Origin of the sequence: Natrinema thermotolerans, assembly GCF_031165565.1 — an archaeon.
Lineage (GTDB): Archaea > Halobacteriota > Halobacteria > Halobacteriales > Natrialbaceae > Natrinema > Natrinema thermotolerans.
The window spans coordinates 860,405-873,955 of record NZ_CP101873.1 but is presented as its reverse complement, the minus strand read 5'-3'; the positions used below and the strand labels follow the sequence as shown (position 1 = coordinate 873,955).

Genomic DNA, 13,551 nt, shown 5'->3' with positions numbered 1-13,551 from the left:
GTGATATGAGTCTGGGACAGCGTGTCTCGAGCGACCACCAGCTGACCCGATTGCTACAGATCGGGGTCGTGCTGGAGGAACTCGTCGAGTCACGCGCCGCCCACCACATCGAGTCGCTCCCGCCCGACGAGCGGGCGACGGTCGACGAGGAGGTGGAGGAGTTGCTCGCGGAGGCCGCCACGGAGTCGGCCGACCACCGCGAGCGACTCGAGGCGCTGATCGACGATCTCGAGGCCGAAACGGTCGGATACGAGGAGATAAACGCCTTAGTCGACGCCCAGTACGGACCGCCCGAGGACACGGACGGCGTCCTCTATGACCAGCTCGCAAACGAGGAGACCGCCTACAAGTTCTACGACGACCTGATCGAGGCGATCGAGGCCTCCGACTCCGAGTTCGCGGTCGACCGCGAGCGACTCCTCGAGACGCTATACGGCATCCGCGAGGAGGAAAAGGAGGGCGTCGAGGAAGTGACCGCAATTATGGAGCAGCGAGCATGATCGGGGCGATCGTCACCTCGACCGGGGCTGGAACGGCCGCGGAGTCGGCGACATCGTCCATGACGCGTATCGACGCCCGGCCGCGAGACTGCCGGCGAGGAACCGACGTGTCACACACCGACGGAGGGACGGCATGAACACTGCAGATCAATACCTCAAGGCGATCTATCTGGCCCAGCGCATCGAGGACGGGCCTGCATCGACCGGTACGCTCGCGGACCTGCTCGAGGTGAGCCCGGCCAGCGTCAACGAGATGATCGGCAAGCTCGAGGACCGCGAGCTAGTCGACCACGAGAAGTACAAGGGCGCGAGTCTGACCAACGAGGGGCTCGAGCGCGCCCACGACGCCCTCCAGACCTACTGTATCATCGAGCGGTTCCTCGCGAACGTCCTCGAGGTCGAGGAGTTCAAAGACGAGGCCCGCGCCCTAGAGAGCGTCATCGACGACACCGTCGCGGAGCGGCTCGATACGATCATCGACCGACCCGACCAGTGTCCCGACTGTTTCGACGCCGAGGAGGACTGCTGTGAGCTGCTCGAACTCGAGGCCAGCGGCCACGCCGACTGAGCCGGCTCAGTCCTCGTCGTTCGCGTCCGGCGTGACCGGGTCCACGGCCGACTCGTTCTCCACGGCCGACTCGTCCCCGAACCTGACATAGCGCCGGCCGACGACCGCGGCGACAGCAAGTGCAACCGCGACCGCGACGCCGGCACCGATCGGGAACGACCACGAGTCACCCGCCCAATCCGACTCGAAGACGGTCGCGTAGTAGTCGGCGACCGCCTCGCCGTGAAGCGCCACTAACACCTCCCGGTTGTTCTCGAGCGAGTTCGAATTCCAGTTGGCGCTGCCGACGACCGCCGTCTCGCCGTCGATCACGATCCCTTTCGCGTGTATCTTCTCGAAGCGGTCCGTGTCACCGACGAGTCGAACCTCGAGCGGCAGGTTCTCGCGGTCGGCGATCTGCTCGAGATCCGCTGCCAGCGCCTCGTTCTCCGCGGCGTTGTACCGCGCCGAGCCGACCAGGATACGGACCTCGACCCCACGGCGGGCGGCCTCGAGCGTGGCCTCGAGCAGCGAGACGTCGTCGGCGATCGACGGCTGGAGGACGAGGATCTCCTCGTTGGCGTTCTCGAGCATCGCCGTCAGCCGGGCGTCGGCGTTGTCCGGTGCGAGCAGGAGTTCGGCCGACTCGACGGGCACCGGAGTCGGCTCGTGGGTCGTGGGATACTCGGGAGCGGACGAGGAGTAGACCGGCCCGTCGTCGGTAAACGTCGTGTTCCTGCGATAGGCCGCGCCCACGGTCGTGTCCCGGCCCGCGAAGTCCGCGTGGAAGACGGTCGCGAGGTCGGCCGCGAGGGGTTCGGACTCGAGGCGAATACCCCAGCCGCGATTGCTCTCGCCGCCGACACCGGACGGCTTCCAGTTCTCGGTGGTGACCAGCAGGCGATCGTCGGCGACGGCGTACTTGGGGTGGTGGTACCGGTATCGCGAGTCCTCGCCGCCGATGACGCGCACCTCGACGCCGCCGTCCGCGAGCGTCTCGAGGACGCCCTCGGTCGCCGCGGGCGTTCCCCCGACCGGACTCGCCTCGAGGAGGACCGCGACCTCGACGCCGCGGTCGGCCGCCGCCACGAGGTCGGCGGCGATCGCCTCGGAGGTGACGGTGTAGCCGGCCAGCAGGAGCCGATCCTCGGCGGTTCGAATCGTCTCCCGCGGGACCCCGGGACCGTCGGGGAGGACGAATGCCGTGGCGTCGTCGACGGCGGCCGTCGAGACGGGGAGACAGGTGGCGTCGCGGGGCCACCACCGGCCGTCGTTCCCACGGTTCGCCTCGCCGTCGGTCGATGTCGTTCGATACCATTGCTCGGCGGTCGGTGCCCGGTCGTAGGAGACCGAGTCGACGGTCGCCGTCGCGTTTCGGAGCCGGAGGGCGTCGCCGTCGGCCGCGAGTCGAAGCCGGCCCTCGAGTTCTCGGACGGGAACGTCGGTCAGCGTCGCCGTCACGTCGGGTGCCATCGAGAGGGCGATCCGGCCGGACACCGTCTCGTTCGGGAGCCGGGCCGTCGTGTGGCCGTCGGTCAGCGTCAGGTTCCCGAGTCGGGTGTCGGGCGGCGTCTCGAGGGCGACGAACTCGCCGACGTTCTCGTCGGTGGTCGGATTCGGGTAGAGGCCGGCGATTCGCGGTTCGTCCGCCGTGTCGGCGCCGGAGGTGTTCGTCTCGCCCGCTCGAGGCGGGCAGGCGAGCGACGTCACGTTCGCGGCCGGGAGCGTGGTCGCTCGAGCGACGGACGCGCCGTCGATCGCTGCCCCGTTCGTAGCGGGAACGGCCGCGAGCATCGCGGCGCCGACGACGAGGGGACAGACGAACGCGGCGACGAGGGCGGCCCGTCGGGTATCCATCGCTCCGTCTGGCCGGTCGTTCGTACTTAAACTGTCGGAACGGTGCAATCGGCTCGGCCCGCAGCACGAACCGTGCGACGGTCTGTGTGGGAGGCGACTCCCGTGGCCGACACGACGAGGAATACAGTCACGTTCGACCGCTGTCCGTCGAGCGGGTGCCGATTCCGATGCAGGTGTGGCGTTGAAGGACCAGTACGACACTCATACACCATGGCTCGCGAGACGGCTCCACCCTCTCGAGCGGAGATCGAAGAGCGACTGCAACGGATCGGGACGTACTCCCGAGCAGTCCGCGTCGGATTGCTCATCATTCTGAGCGCGTTTCTGTTGGCCGTCGGTGTCGTGCTTCCAGCGAACCTCGACAGCCCCTCACAGGCGGTCGAATCGATACTCATGCCGCTGACGTTCGTCGGGCTGGGCACCATCTTGTACGGGATCGGGATGCACCTCCACCTGATGCATTTGAACCTCGTCCGGCAGTTACAGCCCGAGCGGCCGGACGACTAGCCGTCGATTTCCGGGACGAGTCGTTCGGAACGGGGAGAGGGTCGTCCGTCGACGCCGCGTCAGGCCGCGGGCTCGAGGTCGGCGTTCTCGGCCTCGGCCTGGACGAGGTAGGCGCGGTCGTCGTCGTAGTCGGCGACGATCTCGAGGGCCTCCTGCGTGCCGATGCGGTTGAGCGCCCACGCGGCGCTGGCTCGGACGCGATCGGCCTCGTCGTCTTCGAGGACGTCCGCGAGCGGCTCGATGGCACGGGTGTCGCCGATCAGGCCGAGCGCGCGGGCGGCCCAGCTGCGGACGTCGGCTTCCTCGGCGACGAGTTGCTGGGCGATCGGTTCGACGGCGTCTTCGGCACCGATCTCGCCGAGGGCGCGGAAGGCGGGTTGCTGGAGGTTCGGATTGGAGTCGACGTAGTCGACCAGCGTCTCGACGACCTCCTCGTCGGCGACGCCGATCTTCCCGAGGATGCGCATGGCGGCCTTATCGCGGCGGTTGGCCTTCTGCAGCATTGCGTCGGTGGCCGGTTCCGCGCGTGATCCCATGCGCTCGAGCGACTCCATGCAGTGTTCTTCCATGAAATCGGAGTCGAAGGTCTCGAGGGCAAGCAGGATCATGTCGACGTTGCCCTGCTTCTCGTGGACCTTGAGCGCGTGCCACTCCGGCGGGAAGTCCTTGACGTGATCGAGGACGTCGTAGTAGCCCTCGCGGCGCAACTGTTCGCGGATCTCGAGGTCGGTCCACTCCGTCGCATCGTCGACGTCGCCCTCGAGATCGTCGGTGGCCGTGAGCAGGCCGGCGATCGTCTCGGCGTCGTCGTCGGCGTCGAGGCCGGCGTCCGCGACGGCGTCGGCCGCGTCGTCGAGGGTCGCATCGAGCTGTTCGGAGACGTCCTCGCCCTCGTTGACCAGCGTGACCGAACTCTCGAGCAAGCCGTTCAGTTCGTCGAGGAAGCCATCGACGGCTTCGATCAGCTCGGCGTTGCCCTCCTCGGTCCAGCGGGTGCCCGTGATCGTCCCGCTGACGCCCTCGATCTCGCTCACCACGTCCTCGCCGTAGGGGCCGCGCTGGTCCTCGAGGTCGGACTCGAGATCCGAGAGATCGCTCTCGATCTCGTCGTACTGCTCCTGGAGTTCCTCTTCCGGGGCCGGCTCCTCGTCTTCCTCGTCCTCGTCGTCGGTTTCCGGCGGCTCCGGCACCTCGACGCTCTCGAGTTCCGCCCGGAACGACTCGAGGTCGGCCTCGACGACGTCTAGATCGTCTTCGGTCTCGGCCGACTCGAGGCTCGACTCGAGGGCCTCGAGGTCGGCGGCGAGTCCGTCGAGGCGCTCCCGGATCGCCTCGAGGTCTACGGGTTCTTGCTCGTCTGCCCCCGCTTCGGCCGCGTCGTCAGTTGCCTCGTCCTCGCTCATGGTTCCACCTCGGGACGACGCCGACGCGTGACGGTGTACATATCCTACGGTCGTATCAGGACGGCCCTAAGCGTTTCCATGCACGTCGACCTCGCCGGTGCGTTCGGCGTCGCCCCAGTAGAACCAGGGGCTGAGTGTCATGTAGGCCAACCCGAGCGTCAGGAGGGCGTAGGGGAACGTCCGGCCGGCGAAGTCGGGGACGAGGATCGCGAGTGCGTGGACGATCCCCATGATGCCGGCGTCGCGGGCGAGCAGGTCGGGGTACTGGATCCGGGAGACCATCAGGTAACAGAACGCGCCGGTGACGCCGAGGACGAGCCACGGCTGGGTTTCGCCGGCGAGGATCGCCGCACCCAGCACGGTCGCAGCCAGTGTCGTCTGAACGCCCTCCGTGTAGCTCCCGGAGATGTCGTAGGCGGTGTACATCCCGAGCCGGGTGACGGCCATGGCGACGAACAGCGCACAGACGCCGGCCACCGCGAGCAGTTCCGGCGTGACCGTATCGAAATCGACCGCGAGGCCGTCCGTGACGACGGTAAAGGAGAGGACCGCGGGGGCGAGGGCGAAGGAGGCGACGTCGGCGAGCGAGTCGAGGTACGGCCCGGCCTCGGTGCCGCCGTAGCGGCGCGCGAGGATGCCGTCGAGCCCGTCCGCGATCGCCGCCAGGAGGATCAGTCGGGCGGCCAGCTCGATGTCGACGGCCGCGACGACGACGGCGACGAAACCCAGGGCGGCGTTCGCGATCGTCACCGTGTCGGCGACACCGAGTCGACCGACGAACCGGGGGAGCATATCGCCGAGTCGGCGGGGCGTTCCCTTACGTGTTTTCGTTTCCACGGGTCGGCCGTCCTCGAGTCGGGGCGGAGGCTACTCCTACGGACCGGGAATCGAACCGGGGTGATTATACCGGGAGTCCCCTAAGCGCCCGTATGAACCGGCGCGCCTATCTCGCTACCGTCGGCACTGCCACCGCTGTCGGACTGGCCGGCTGTTCGTCCGCGCTCAGCGTGTTCGACGACGATTCCTGTACCGGCGAGGACTGTCATATCGGCATGACTCGGACCGAGTTCCGGCCCGAATCCTACGAGGTCTCCGTCGGCGAGACGGTCGTCTGGAAGAACACGAGCGAGGCCTATCACACCGTGACCGCCTTCGAGTCGAGCATCCCCGACGGGGCCGACTACTTCGCCACCGGCGGGTTCGAGGACCAGGCGACGGCCTACGAGGCCTGGCACGAGGACCAGGGCGGTCGCCTCTCCTCCCGCGAGACGTTCGAACACACCTTCGAGGTCCCCGGCACCTACGATTACGTCTGTATTCCCCACGAGCGAGCGGAGATGCTCGGCGAAATCGTCGTCACCGAGTGAGCCGCGGACCGAAAACGGGGTCCCGCCTTGCCCGTGTGCCTACCTTTATCACGCCTCGCCCGCACCGTGTGCCCGGCATGATCGTTATCCACGCGAGTTTCCCGATCGATCCCGACCGCCGCGAGGAAGCCCTCGATCTGATCGCGGACCTCGTCGACGAATCGCAGGCCGAAGACGGCATCCTCGACTACCGAGCCACGACCGATATCGCCGAGCCGAACGTCGTCCGCTTCTTCGAGCGCTACGAGGACGAAGCGGCCGTCGGCGCACACGCCCGGAGCGACCACTACCAGGAGTTCGAGGCCACGCTGCCGGAACTGCTCGCCGGCGAGCCCGAGGTCACCCGGTTCGACGTCGACTCGGCCGAGGACGTCGAACTGTAGCGGCCAGCGATTCGCTCGAGCGATCGGCGACCACCTCGAGCGAAGCGGCGGCGCGTCCTACCGGTGACGACGGCGGTTCAGCCGATCGAGGAGAGCGGTGGCTCACGGGTCAGGTCGTCGTCAAAATACGAAATTTCGGTCGGGCGAGCGATGACGAGCCGCGCCGATCGCGGTCAGTCCTCGACGTCGACCGCGGTCGCTTCCTCTTCGGCGACTTCCTCGGGGTGGGCCTCGAGGGTGGTCTTCTGGATCTCGACGCGTCGCAGCGGGTAGATCGTCTTGGCCTCGCCGTAGATGGCGGAGGAGAGACGACCCTCGACGACGCTGTCGACGAGTTCCTCGAAGGAGCGCTCCTCGGCGGCCTCCTCGATCATCTCGACCATCTGTTCGCGGATGGCCTTCTCCTGGCTCGCGTCGGCCTTCTTCGTCGTGAAGGCGACGGGCTGGATCTGGACGCGGTAGTCGTCCGTCGTGAGGACGGTGACGTAGGCCTCGATCTTGGAGGCTCCGCGGCGGACGAGCGAACGCAGGTAGTCCCGCGTCAGCGAGTGCTCGACGAACTCGGTGTAGGCCGAGTCGCTGCCGACGTCCGTGATCTTGAAGGTCAGCTTCGTGTTGTTCTCGCTGGCGTTGTTGTTGAGGTCGCCAAGCGTTGTTTCGATGGTTCGGTCGTAGACTTTCTCCGGTTCGTCAGCGGGGGTTTCGCCGAGTTCCTGGCGGTCGAACTGTTCGGGTGCCAGGACGGTGTACCACCGCTTCTCCTGTTTCGCGCGTGAAACTGATCGTTCACTCATTGTGTGTTGTATCGGTGTCGTGGTCGGACACAGGTCCCGTGTCCGTCGGTCGGTCGTCCTGTTCGGTTCGTGTCGTCGACGCGACGTCGATCGCGACGGCGAGGTTGACGACGTAGTCGTCGACCGTCGACTGCAGGCCGCTCGTCGTCCCGCGGTCGATCCGCGTGACGACCGTGCCGTCGTCGACCGTCGTCGCCATCTCGTCGGTGTTGTCCGGCTCGAGCGCCCGTGCGACCAGCGCTGCGTCGTCGTGGGTCGTCCGGATCGTCGCTCGTCGGCTCATAGCAGTTCCCTCGCTGTCGTGACGATCGTCTCGTCCTCGAGTCCGGGGTCGAAGCGCAGGTAGCCGCGGCGATGGCCGACGTCGTACTCGACGCCGCCATCGGCGTCGGGCTCCGCCGCGTCGGTCGCCGGGACCGCATCCGCGAGGTCCCGCGCGATCGCCTCGAGCGCCGCGCCGAGGGCGTCGGCGTCGCGGGTCGCGATCGCCGCCTCGTCCTCGCCGAGTGCGAGGGCGGCCGGCTCCGGCGACCGGTAGTCGACCGCGAGCCGCGCGACCGTCTCGACGGGGGCGTCGTCGACGTCGACGACGACCAGCCCGTCGTAGCGGTCGATCGAGGCGTCGGCAAGCGCCGCGTGGGCGCGGCGGCCGTGATCGCGCCAGCCCTCGAGCGCCCGTTCGCGGACGTCGTGGCCGAGCGCGAGCGCCGTTGCGGTGCCAGGCTCGGTCCGGGCCAGTGCCGCGAGGACGTCGGCGAAGCCGCCGAGCGTCGCGACGGCGGCCTCGGGTGTGGCATAGGGCCGGAGCGCCCGGCCGACCGCCTCGGCGGCGGCGTCGGTCGCCGTGTCGGCGCCGACGGTATCGAGCGCGACCAACGATCCGATCGCGCGGCGATCGTCCGCCTCGAGCGCATCGGGATCGACGGCGACATCGGCGAGCGCCTCGCGCGTCGCCTCGGGGTCGCCGGACCACGGCGCGTGAAGCCGCGTCGAGTGGGCGAGCCCGTCGACCGGGTCGGCGGTCGGCACGGCGACGCCGGGTCGGCGGTCGACGAGGCCGCGCTCGAGTGCGCTCTCGAGGAGCCACTCGCTTTCGCCCGCGCCGGGGTCGCCGCCGGCGGCGACGACGCCGGCCAGTGCGAGGACCGGGTCCGGCGTCGCGCCGAGGTCGCGAACGAGATCGACGGCCTCGAGTACCGCGGGTCGGTCGGTCGCCGGCAGCCGGATCGGTTCGTCGGTGGTCGCGTCGGCGGTACCGACGACGACCGTGGCGTCGCCGTCGGCGGTCGGCGCGCGCATGCGCCGTGCCCGCTCGGCGATCGTCCGGCCGACGGTGATCTGATACGGCGTATCACGGTCGGCAAGCGCCCTCGCGAGGAGGGCGCTGGCGGCGATGGCGTCGCCGTCGGCCCGCGCGATCAGCCGGACGAAGCCGGCGCTCTCGAGCGCGGTCGTGGCGGACGACGACGGTGCGGATCGACCCTCGGTTGCCATGTGGCGTTACTCGGCGTCTCCGATGAGTTCCTTCGCGAGTTCGGGCGTGTACGTGAAGTCCGGCTCGAGTTCGTCGCCGCGGTAGTAGTCGGCCAGGCGACGGACCTTCGCTTCGGTGTTCTGCAGAGCGCGTTTGTTCTGGTGGTCCTGCTGGTTCTGCTGGACGTGTTCGCGCAGGCGCACCGCACGCTCCATCAGGTTCCAGAGGTCCTCGGGGATGTCCGCTCGCGCGTCGTTCTCCTCGAGGATCTCGGTTATTTTCTTCCCGGTCGCCAGCTTGACGTCCGGGATCGGGGTGCCGGTGACGCCCTCGTCACGCAGTTTCATCCCGATCTGGCTGGGGTCGTGACCCTGTTCTGCCAGTTCGACGACCCGCGATTCGATCTCTTCGGGGTCGACGTCGCTCCACTCCGGTGGTTCGTCTGCCGAGGGCTTGTCCGAACCGGACGAGCCGCGTCGGCGGGTGTGCATTCGTGCCATTGTTGAGGATAGGAATCGCACTGACCGCTGCGTTGTACTGCCGTTGGCAGTACTGCTCTCGTCTGCACTTCCGCAATCCCAAGCCGCCCCAAAGAGCGGGCGACGGAGTCGGATTTGCGGCCGTGCGCTTCCCACTACCGCTTCCGCCGTCGAGGACTAAAGGGTTTCTCATCGCCGGTCAGCGCCCTACAGGACGACCGTGAAGAGTCCGATGGCAAGTGCGAGCATGATCGCGGCGTGTTTCGCGCCGGCGCTGACGTCGCCGGTACTCAACTGGCCGGCGATCAGGCCCGACAGCAGTCCCTGCACCAGCGTCGCGTGGTAAAACAACGTCGCGTAGGCGTCGGCGTCGCCCTCCGAGAGGCCGCCCAGTTCGGTCGTGCCGGTCCCCGAGGCGAGTTCCGCCCCCTCGGCCGGGAGGTTCGGCAGGAGATAGCCCGACAGCACGCCGATGATAAACAGAAAGACCAGAAAGGAGACGTAGACGACGACCACGTACTCGATCATTGCCTGTCTGCGCTCGCGCTCGAGTCGGCGGTCGGCGGCGGCCCCGCGTGCGGCGATACGGAGCGTCGTTCCGAGGTTGCCGCTGGCCGCCATCGATTCGGTCAGCAGCGTCACGACCCGGGAGACCGACCGGGTGCCGACGCGACCTTCGAACCGGCGGAGCGCGGTCTGAAGGTCCGCACCCCACTCGACGTCGGCCCAGACGCGGTCGAGTTCGTCGCCGAGCGGCCCGAGTTCGGAGTCCCGGACGCGGTCGATCGCCGAGACGATCGAGGAGCCGGCCTCGTTGGCGCTGGCGAGTCGATCGAGCAGGTCCGGCACCGCGGCCTCGATCGCCGAGAGCCGGCGACGCCGGACCTCCTCGGCGACCGCGAAGACGCCGATCGCGAACAGCGCCCCGACCGCGATGGTGTCGTCGACCGCGGTCACTGTGATCTCGCCCGCGAGGGGCGAGTGGCGACCGACGAACGCCGTGAGGACAAGGGGAACGGTAATCACGAACGTCAGCGACGGCCGTCCGACGAGCGTTCGGAGTGGCTGCCCGAGCCGCTCACGAAGGCCGCGGAGCCGCCGGTAGTACCGAACGCGCTCGACGTTGGGATGCGGTCGCGCCCCCGGCAGATCGGGAGCGCGTTCGGTCGGGACGGCGTCGACCGAGGGGGGATCGAGGGTCTGTTCACCTCCGCTGGCGTCACGGCCCGGCGTGAGGTCGTCGGTTACCGTACTCAGGTAAACGACGAACCCGAGGTTTGCAAGCGGCAGGAACAGGTAGACGAGGAGCTGCAACTGGCCGAACGTCTCGCCCGCGGCGATCCCGATGACCACGAGGATGGTGATCAGAAAGAGCGGCCCGGCGACCAGCACCGTGACGTAGGCTTCGGCAAGCGTCGCGAGCAGCCCGAGTGCGCTCTCTTGCTGGGACTCGGCCTCCTCTCGGTAGTCTCGATACTGGCGCTCGAGGAACGTCGAGAGGGGCTGTCCGCTCCGGAGGACGCCGACGAGGTTCTCGGTAAACTCCCGGAACTGGGGGCTCGGCGAGCGCCGCCCCATCGTCTCGAGGGCGGTGATGACGTCGGTGCCGAACGTGTCCATCTCCCTGACCGCGACCGAGAACTCGGCGGCGACCTCGCCGTAGGTGTCCTCCTGGTCGGCGAGGACCCGGACCGCGTCGGGGACGGCCATCCCGCTCTTCGAGAGGGCATAGAGGAAGGCGACGGCCGCGGGGAGACTTGCCTCGATTCGGCGGGCACGGCCGTCCGCGAGGTAGCCCGGATACCACCACCGAAACCAGTAGGTCCCCGCGCCGGCGACGGCCCCGACGGTCACCGCCGAGCCGAGCAAGAGCGCGGCGAGTTCGATCGCGGACAGCGACGGGATGCCGGCCAGCCCCGCGAGGAACGCGAGGGGGCCCGGGACCGCCGCCCGGATGGTCTCGGGATCGATCGCGAGCAGCGACAGCAGTCCCCAGCCGGCGTAGATCCCGAGGACGGCACCGACGACGGTAGCGATCGCGGCGTACAGCAGCGTCGTCGCCCCGTACTCGCGATCGGTCGTCGGGAGCTGGGCGGCCTGCAGGGCCGCCCGCCGGTCCGGTCGCTCGCCGCGAAACAGATCGACGTGGGACCCGAAGCAGCGGTTCGCGATCCGGGCGAGAACGCGATCGACCCGGGCGACGTATCTCGCCGCCGCGATCGGGACGAGACACGCCAGGGCGAGCGCCAGCGGGAGGAGGGGTACCAGTCTCATCGGTCCCGAGGGACGTCCGGTCCCCCGCTCGAGTCCGCAGCGTCGGAGTCGGCGGCCGGAATACTCTCGTCCGCGAGCCCGTCCTCGCCTCCGGTTCGGTTCTCGTCCCCGTACCCCTCGTCGGCCCCGTCTTCGGCCTCGAGCCGGCTCTCGACCCCGATCCGCTCGAGGACACTCGCCGTGTCGCTGTAGTACTCGTTGACCATGGCGGTGAACCGCCGGTAGTCGCTGATCCCGTTCTCGCGGAGGTACTCGAGGAACTGCTTGCGGTTCTCGAGTTCGGTGAGCAACTCCGTCTGGCTCCAGCCACGCTCGTCGCGGATCTCCGAGAGGACGCGGCTATTGGCGCTCCGAAAGCTGTCGCTTTCGCTGTCCCAGCGGTAGGCCGTCGAGTAGTCGAGTTCGCCAGTACGCTGGTCGACGCCCTCGATCTCGGCGAGGACCTTGTTGCGGCGCACGCGCCCGTCGCCGGCCCGGGTCAGGGTCTGGACCGAGAGGATATCGAGACTCTGGACCATCGATCGGGGAACGTTGATCGGCTCGCTCTCGAGGCGGTTGATCGCCGTCTGGACCGAGTCGGCGTGCATCGTCGAGTAGGTCGTGTGGCCGGTGTTCATGGCTTGGAAGAGCGTCATCGCCTCCTCGCCGCGGACCTCGCCGACGACGATGTACTCCGGGCGGTGACGCAGCGCCGATCGCAGCAGATCGTACATCGTCACGTCGGTCCCCTCGTGGACCCGCTCGCGGGTGATCGCGGAGAGCCAGTTATCGTGAGAGAGCTGCAGTTCGCGGGTGTCCTCGATCGTCACCACCTTCGACCGGGGCGGGACGAACATCGAGACGGCGTTCATGCTCGTCGTCTTCCCCGAGGCGGTCCCGCCCGCGAAGATCAGACTCTTGTTGTGTTCGATCGCCAGCCAGAGGTAGGCCAACTGTTCGACGCCGAAGGTTCCGTACTCGAGCAGGTCGATCGGGGTAAACGGCTCGTCGGCGTACTTGCGGATGGTAAAGGCCGAGCCGCGGGGAGTGACCTCCTCGCCGAGCGCGAGTTCGGCCCGCGAGCCGTCCGGCAGGGTCGTCTCGACCATCGGATCGCCGATCGAGATGTGTCGCCCCGAGTGTTGGGCGAGTCCAACGACGAACCGATCGAGCGCGTCCGCCTCGAACGAGACGTCGGTCTCGATGTCGGTGTACTCGTCGTGATAGACGAAGATCGGCAGCTCGTAGCCGTCACAGGAGACGTCCTCGACGTGGGGGTCGTGCATGATCGGCGCGAGCCGGCCGTAACCCCGGAAATCCCGGTAGAGGTAGTAAAACAGGCGATAGAACGTCGTGGTGTCGACCGCGGCACCGTAGCGCTCGAGGTACTCGCGGACCGTCTCCCGGAGCAGGGATTCGACGTCGTCGCCGTCCTCGGCGCGATACAGGAGCGGATCGCGGACGTCCTCGAACAGCGTCTCGAGCAGCACCGCTTCGTCATCGCGCAGCCGCGGTTCGACGGGCCGGTAGCGGTGTTCGTTGGCCTCGTGATCGTAGCCGATCGTGACGTACGAGAAGGGGGCGTCGACCCAGTAGCGTTCGATCACCTCGAGGTCACCGGGGTCGTCGAGTTCGACGAGCGGCCCGTGCGTGTCCGGCTCGTAGTCGCCGACGTCGACGGTCGTCCCACGGAGCGTCTCGACGACCCGTCGGACGACCCGCCGCGCGGTCTCGATCGTTGAGTCCTCGGCGTCGCCGCCCGCGGCCGGCTCCGTGATCTCCTCGACGGCCCCGTCGGCTGCGCTATCGGTCGCGCCCGCGACCGCCGGCTCGTCGTCGGCTCGAGGAGTCGTGTCCCGCTGGTCCATGATCAGGGCTCCGTGACAGTCCGGACGCGACCGGCATAAATGAGGCGGCCGTTTCGATTACCGATCGACGTAGCGCGTGCGACGGCGAGGCGACGTGCGTCGACCCCGTCGTATGAACG

Annotated in this window: 14 protein-coding genes; 5 read left to right on the top strand and 9 right to left on the bottom strand. The window is 68.2% G+C overall.

Features of this window, described 5'->3' with window-relative positions; translation table 11 throughout:
- Positions 1-5: 5 nt before the first annotated feature.
- Together NP511_RS04535 and NP511_RS04530 are read left to right on the top strand one after the other, a co-directional pair.
- Complete coding sequence (locus NP511_RS04535; protein WP_049964597.1) at positions 6-500, top strand: rubrerythrin; 495 nt, start codon at positions 6-8, stop codon at positions 498-500.
- Positions 501-633: 133 nt separating this feature from the next.
- Positions 634-1,068 carry a metal-dependent transcriptional regulator gene (locus NP511_RS04530; RefSeq protein ID WP_006181956.1) on the top strand — a complete coding sequence of 145 codons (435 nt, stop codon included), beginning with the start codon at positions 634-636 and terminating at the stop codon, positions 1,066-1,068.
- Between the two features lie 6 nt (positions 1,069-1,074).
- Here NP511_RS04530 and NP511_RS04525 read toward each other — a convergent pair whose 3' ends face one another.
- Positions 1,075-2,904, bottom strand: a complete 1,830-nt coding sequence (locus NP511_RS04525) for a phospholipase D-like domain-containing protein (protein WP_049964596.1) — start codon at positions 2,902-2,904, stop codon at positions 1,075-1,077.
- A 210-nt stretch (positions 2,905-3,114) separates the two neighbouring features.
- Between NP511_RS04525 and NP511_RS04520 the strand changes: the two genes are divergently transcribed.
- Complete coding sequence (locus NP511_RS04520; RefSeq protein ID WP_049964595.1) at positions 3,115-3,411, top strand: hypothetical protein; 297 nt, start codon at positions 3,115-3,117, stop codon at positions 3,409-3,411.
- A gap of 59 nt (positions 3,412-3,470) precedes the next feature.
- Here the strand turns inward: NP511_RS04520 and NP511_RS04515 are convergent, their stop codons facing one another.
- Both NP511_RS04515 and NP511_RS04510 read right to left on the bottom strand, forming a co-directional pair.
- Positions 3,471-4,814: a HEAT repeat domain-containing protein gene (locus NP511_RS04515; protein ID WP_049964594.1), complete on the bottom strand. Its 1,344-nt coding sequence runs from the start codon at positions 4,812-4,814 to the stop codon at positions 3,471-3,473.
- 66 nt (positions 4,815-4,880) lie between these two features.
- The gene (locus NP511_RS04510; RefSeq protein ID WP_049964593.1) at positions 4,881-5,606 is read right to left on the bottom strand and encodes a protein sorting system archaetidylserine synthase; all 726 of its coding nucleotides are present in this window, start codon (positions 5,604-5,606) and stop codon (positions 4,881-4,883) included.
- Between the two features lie 137 nt (positions 5,607-5,743).
- Here NP511_RS04510 and NP511_RS04505 point away from each other — a divergent pair, with 137 nt between their 5' ends.
- Both NP511_RS04505 and NP511_RS04500 read left to right on the top strand, forming a co-directional pair.
- Positions 5,744-6,181, top strand: coding sequence for a cupredoxin domain-containing protein (locus tag NP511_RS04505; RefSeq protein WP_006181951.1), 438 nt, complete (start codon positions 5,744-5,746; stop codon positions 6,179-6,181).
- 77 nt (positions 6,182-6,258) lie between these two features.
- Complete coding sequence (locus tag NP511_RS04500; RefSeq protein ID WP_049964592.1) at positions 6,259-6,564, top strand: putative quinol monooxygenase; 306 nt, start codon at positions 6,259-6,261, stop codon at positions 6,562-6,564.
- Between the two features lie 173 nt (positions 6,565-6,737).
- Here NP511_RS04500 and NP511_RS04495 read toward each other — a convergent pair whose 3' ends face one another.
- The 6 genes from NP511_RS04495 to NP511_RS04470 form a co-directional block, all read right to left on the bottom strand.
- The gene (locus NP511_RS04495) at positions 6,738-7,358 is read right to left on the bottom strand and encodes a 30S ribosomal protein S3ae (protein WP_006181949.1); all 621 of its coding nucleotides are present in this window, start codon (positions 7,356-7,358) and stop codon (positions 6,738-6,740) included.
- A complete protein-coding gene (locus NP511_RS04490; protein ID WP_049905626.1) occupies positions 7,351-7,641 on the bottom strand; it encodes a KEOPS complex subunit Pcc1 in 291 nt (96 codons plus the stop codon). The genes NP511_RS04495 and NP511_RS04490 overlap by 8 nt, the downstream gene beginning before the upstream one ends.
- Positions 7,638-8,852, bottom strand: coding sequence for a hypothetical protein (locus tag NP511_RS04485; RefSeq protein WP_049964591.1), 1,215 nt, complete (start codon positions 8,850-8,852; stop codon positions 7,638-7,640). Before NP511_RS04485 ends, NP511_RS04490 begins: the two co-directional genes overlap by 4 nt.
- Before the next feature lie 6 nt (positions 8,853-8,858).
- A complete protein-coding gene (locus NP511_RS04480) occupies positions 8,859-9,332 on the bottom strand; it encodes a 30S ribosomal protein S15 (protein ID WP_006649149.1) in 474 nt (157 codons plus the stop codon).
- A 186-nt stretch (positions 9,333-9,518) separates the two neighbouring features.
- Positions 9,519-11,585, bottom strand: coding sequence for a type II secretion system F family protein (locus NP511_RS04475; protein ID WP_049964590.1), 2,067 nt, complete (start codon positions 11,583-11,585; stop codon positions 9,519-9,521).
- Complete coding sequence (locus NP511_RS04470) at positions 11,582-13,432, bottom strand: type II/IV secretion system ATPase subunit (RefSeq protein WP_049964589.1); 1,851 nt, start codon at positions 13,430-13,432, stop codon at positions 11,582-11,584. Before NP511_RS04470 ends, NP511_RS04475 begins: the two co-directional genes overlap by 4 nt.
- Positions 13,433-13,551 lie beyond the last annotated feature (119 nt).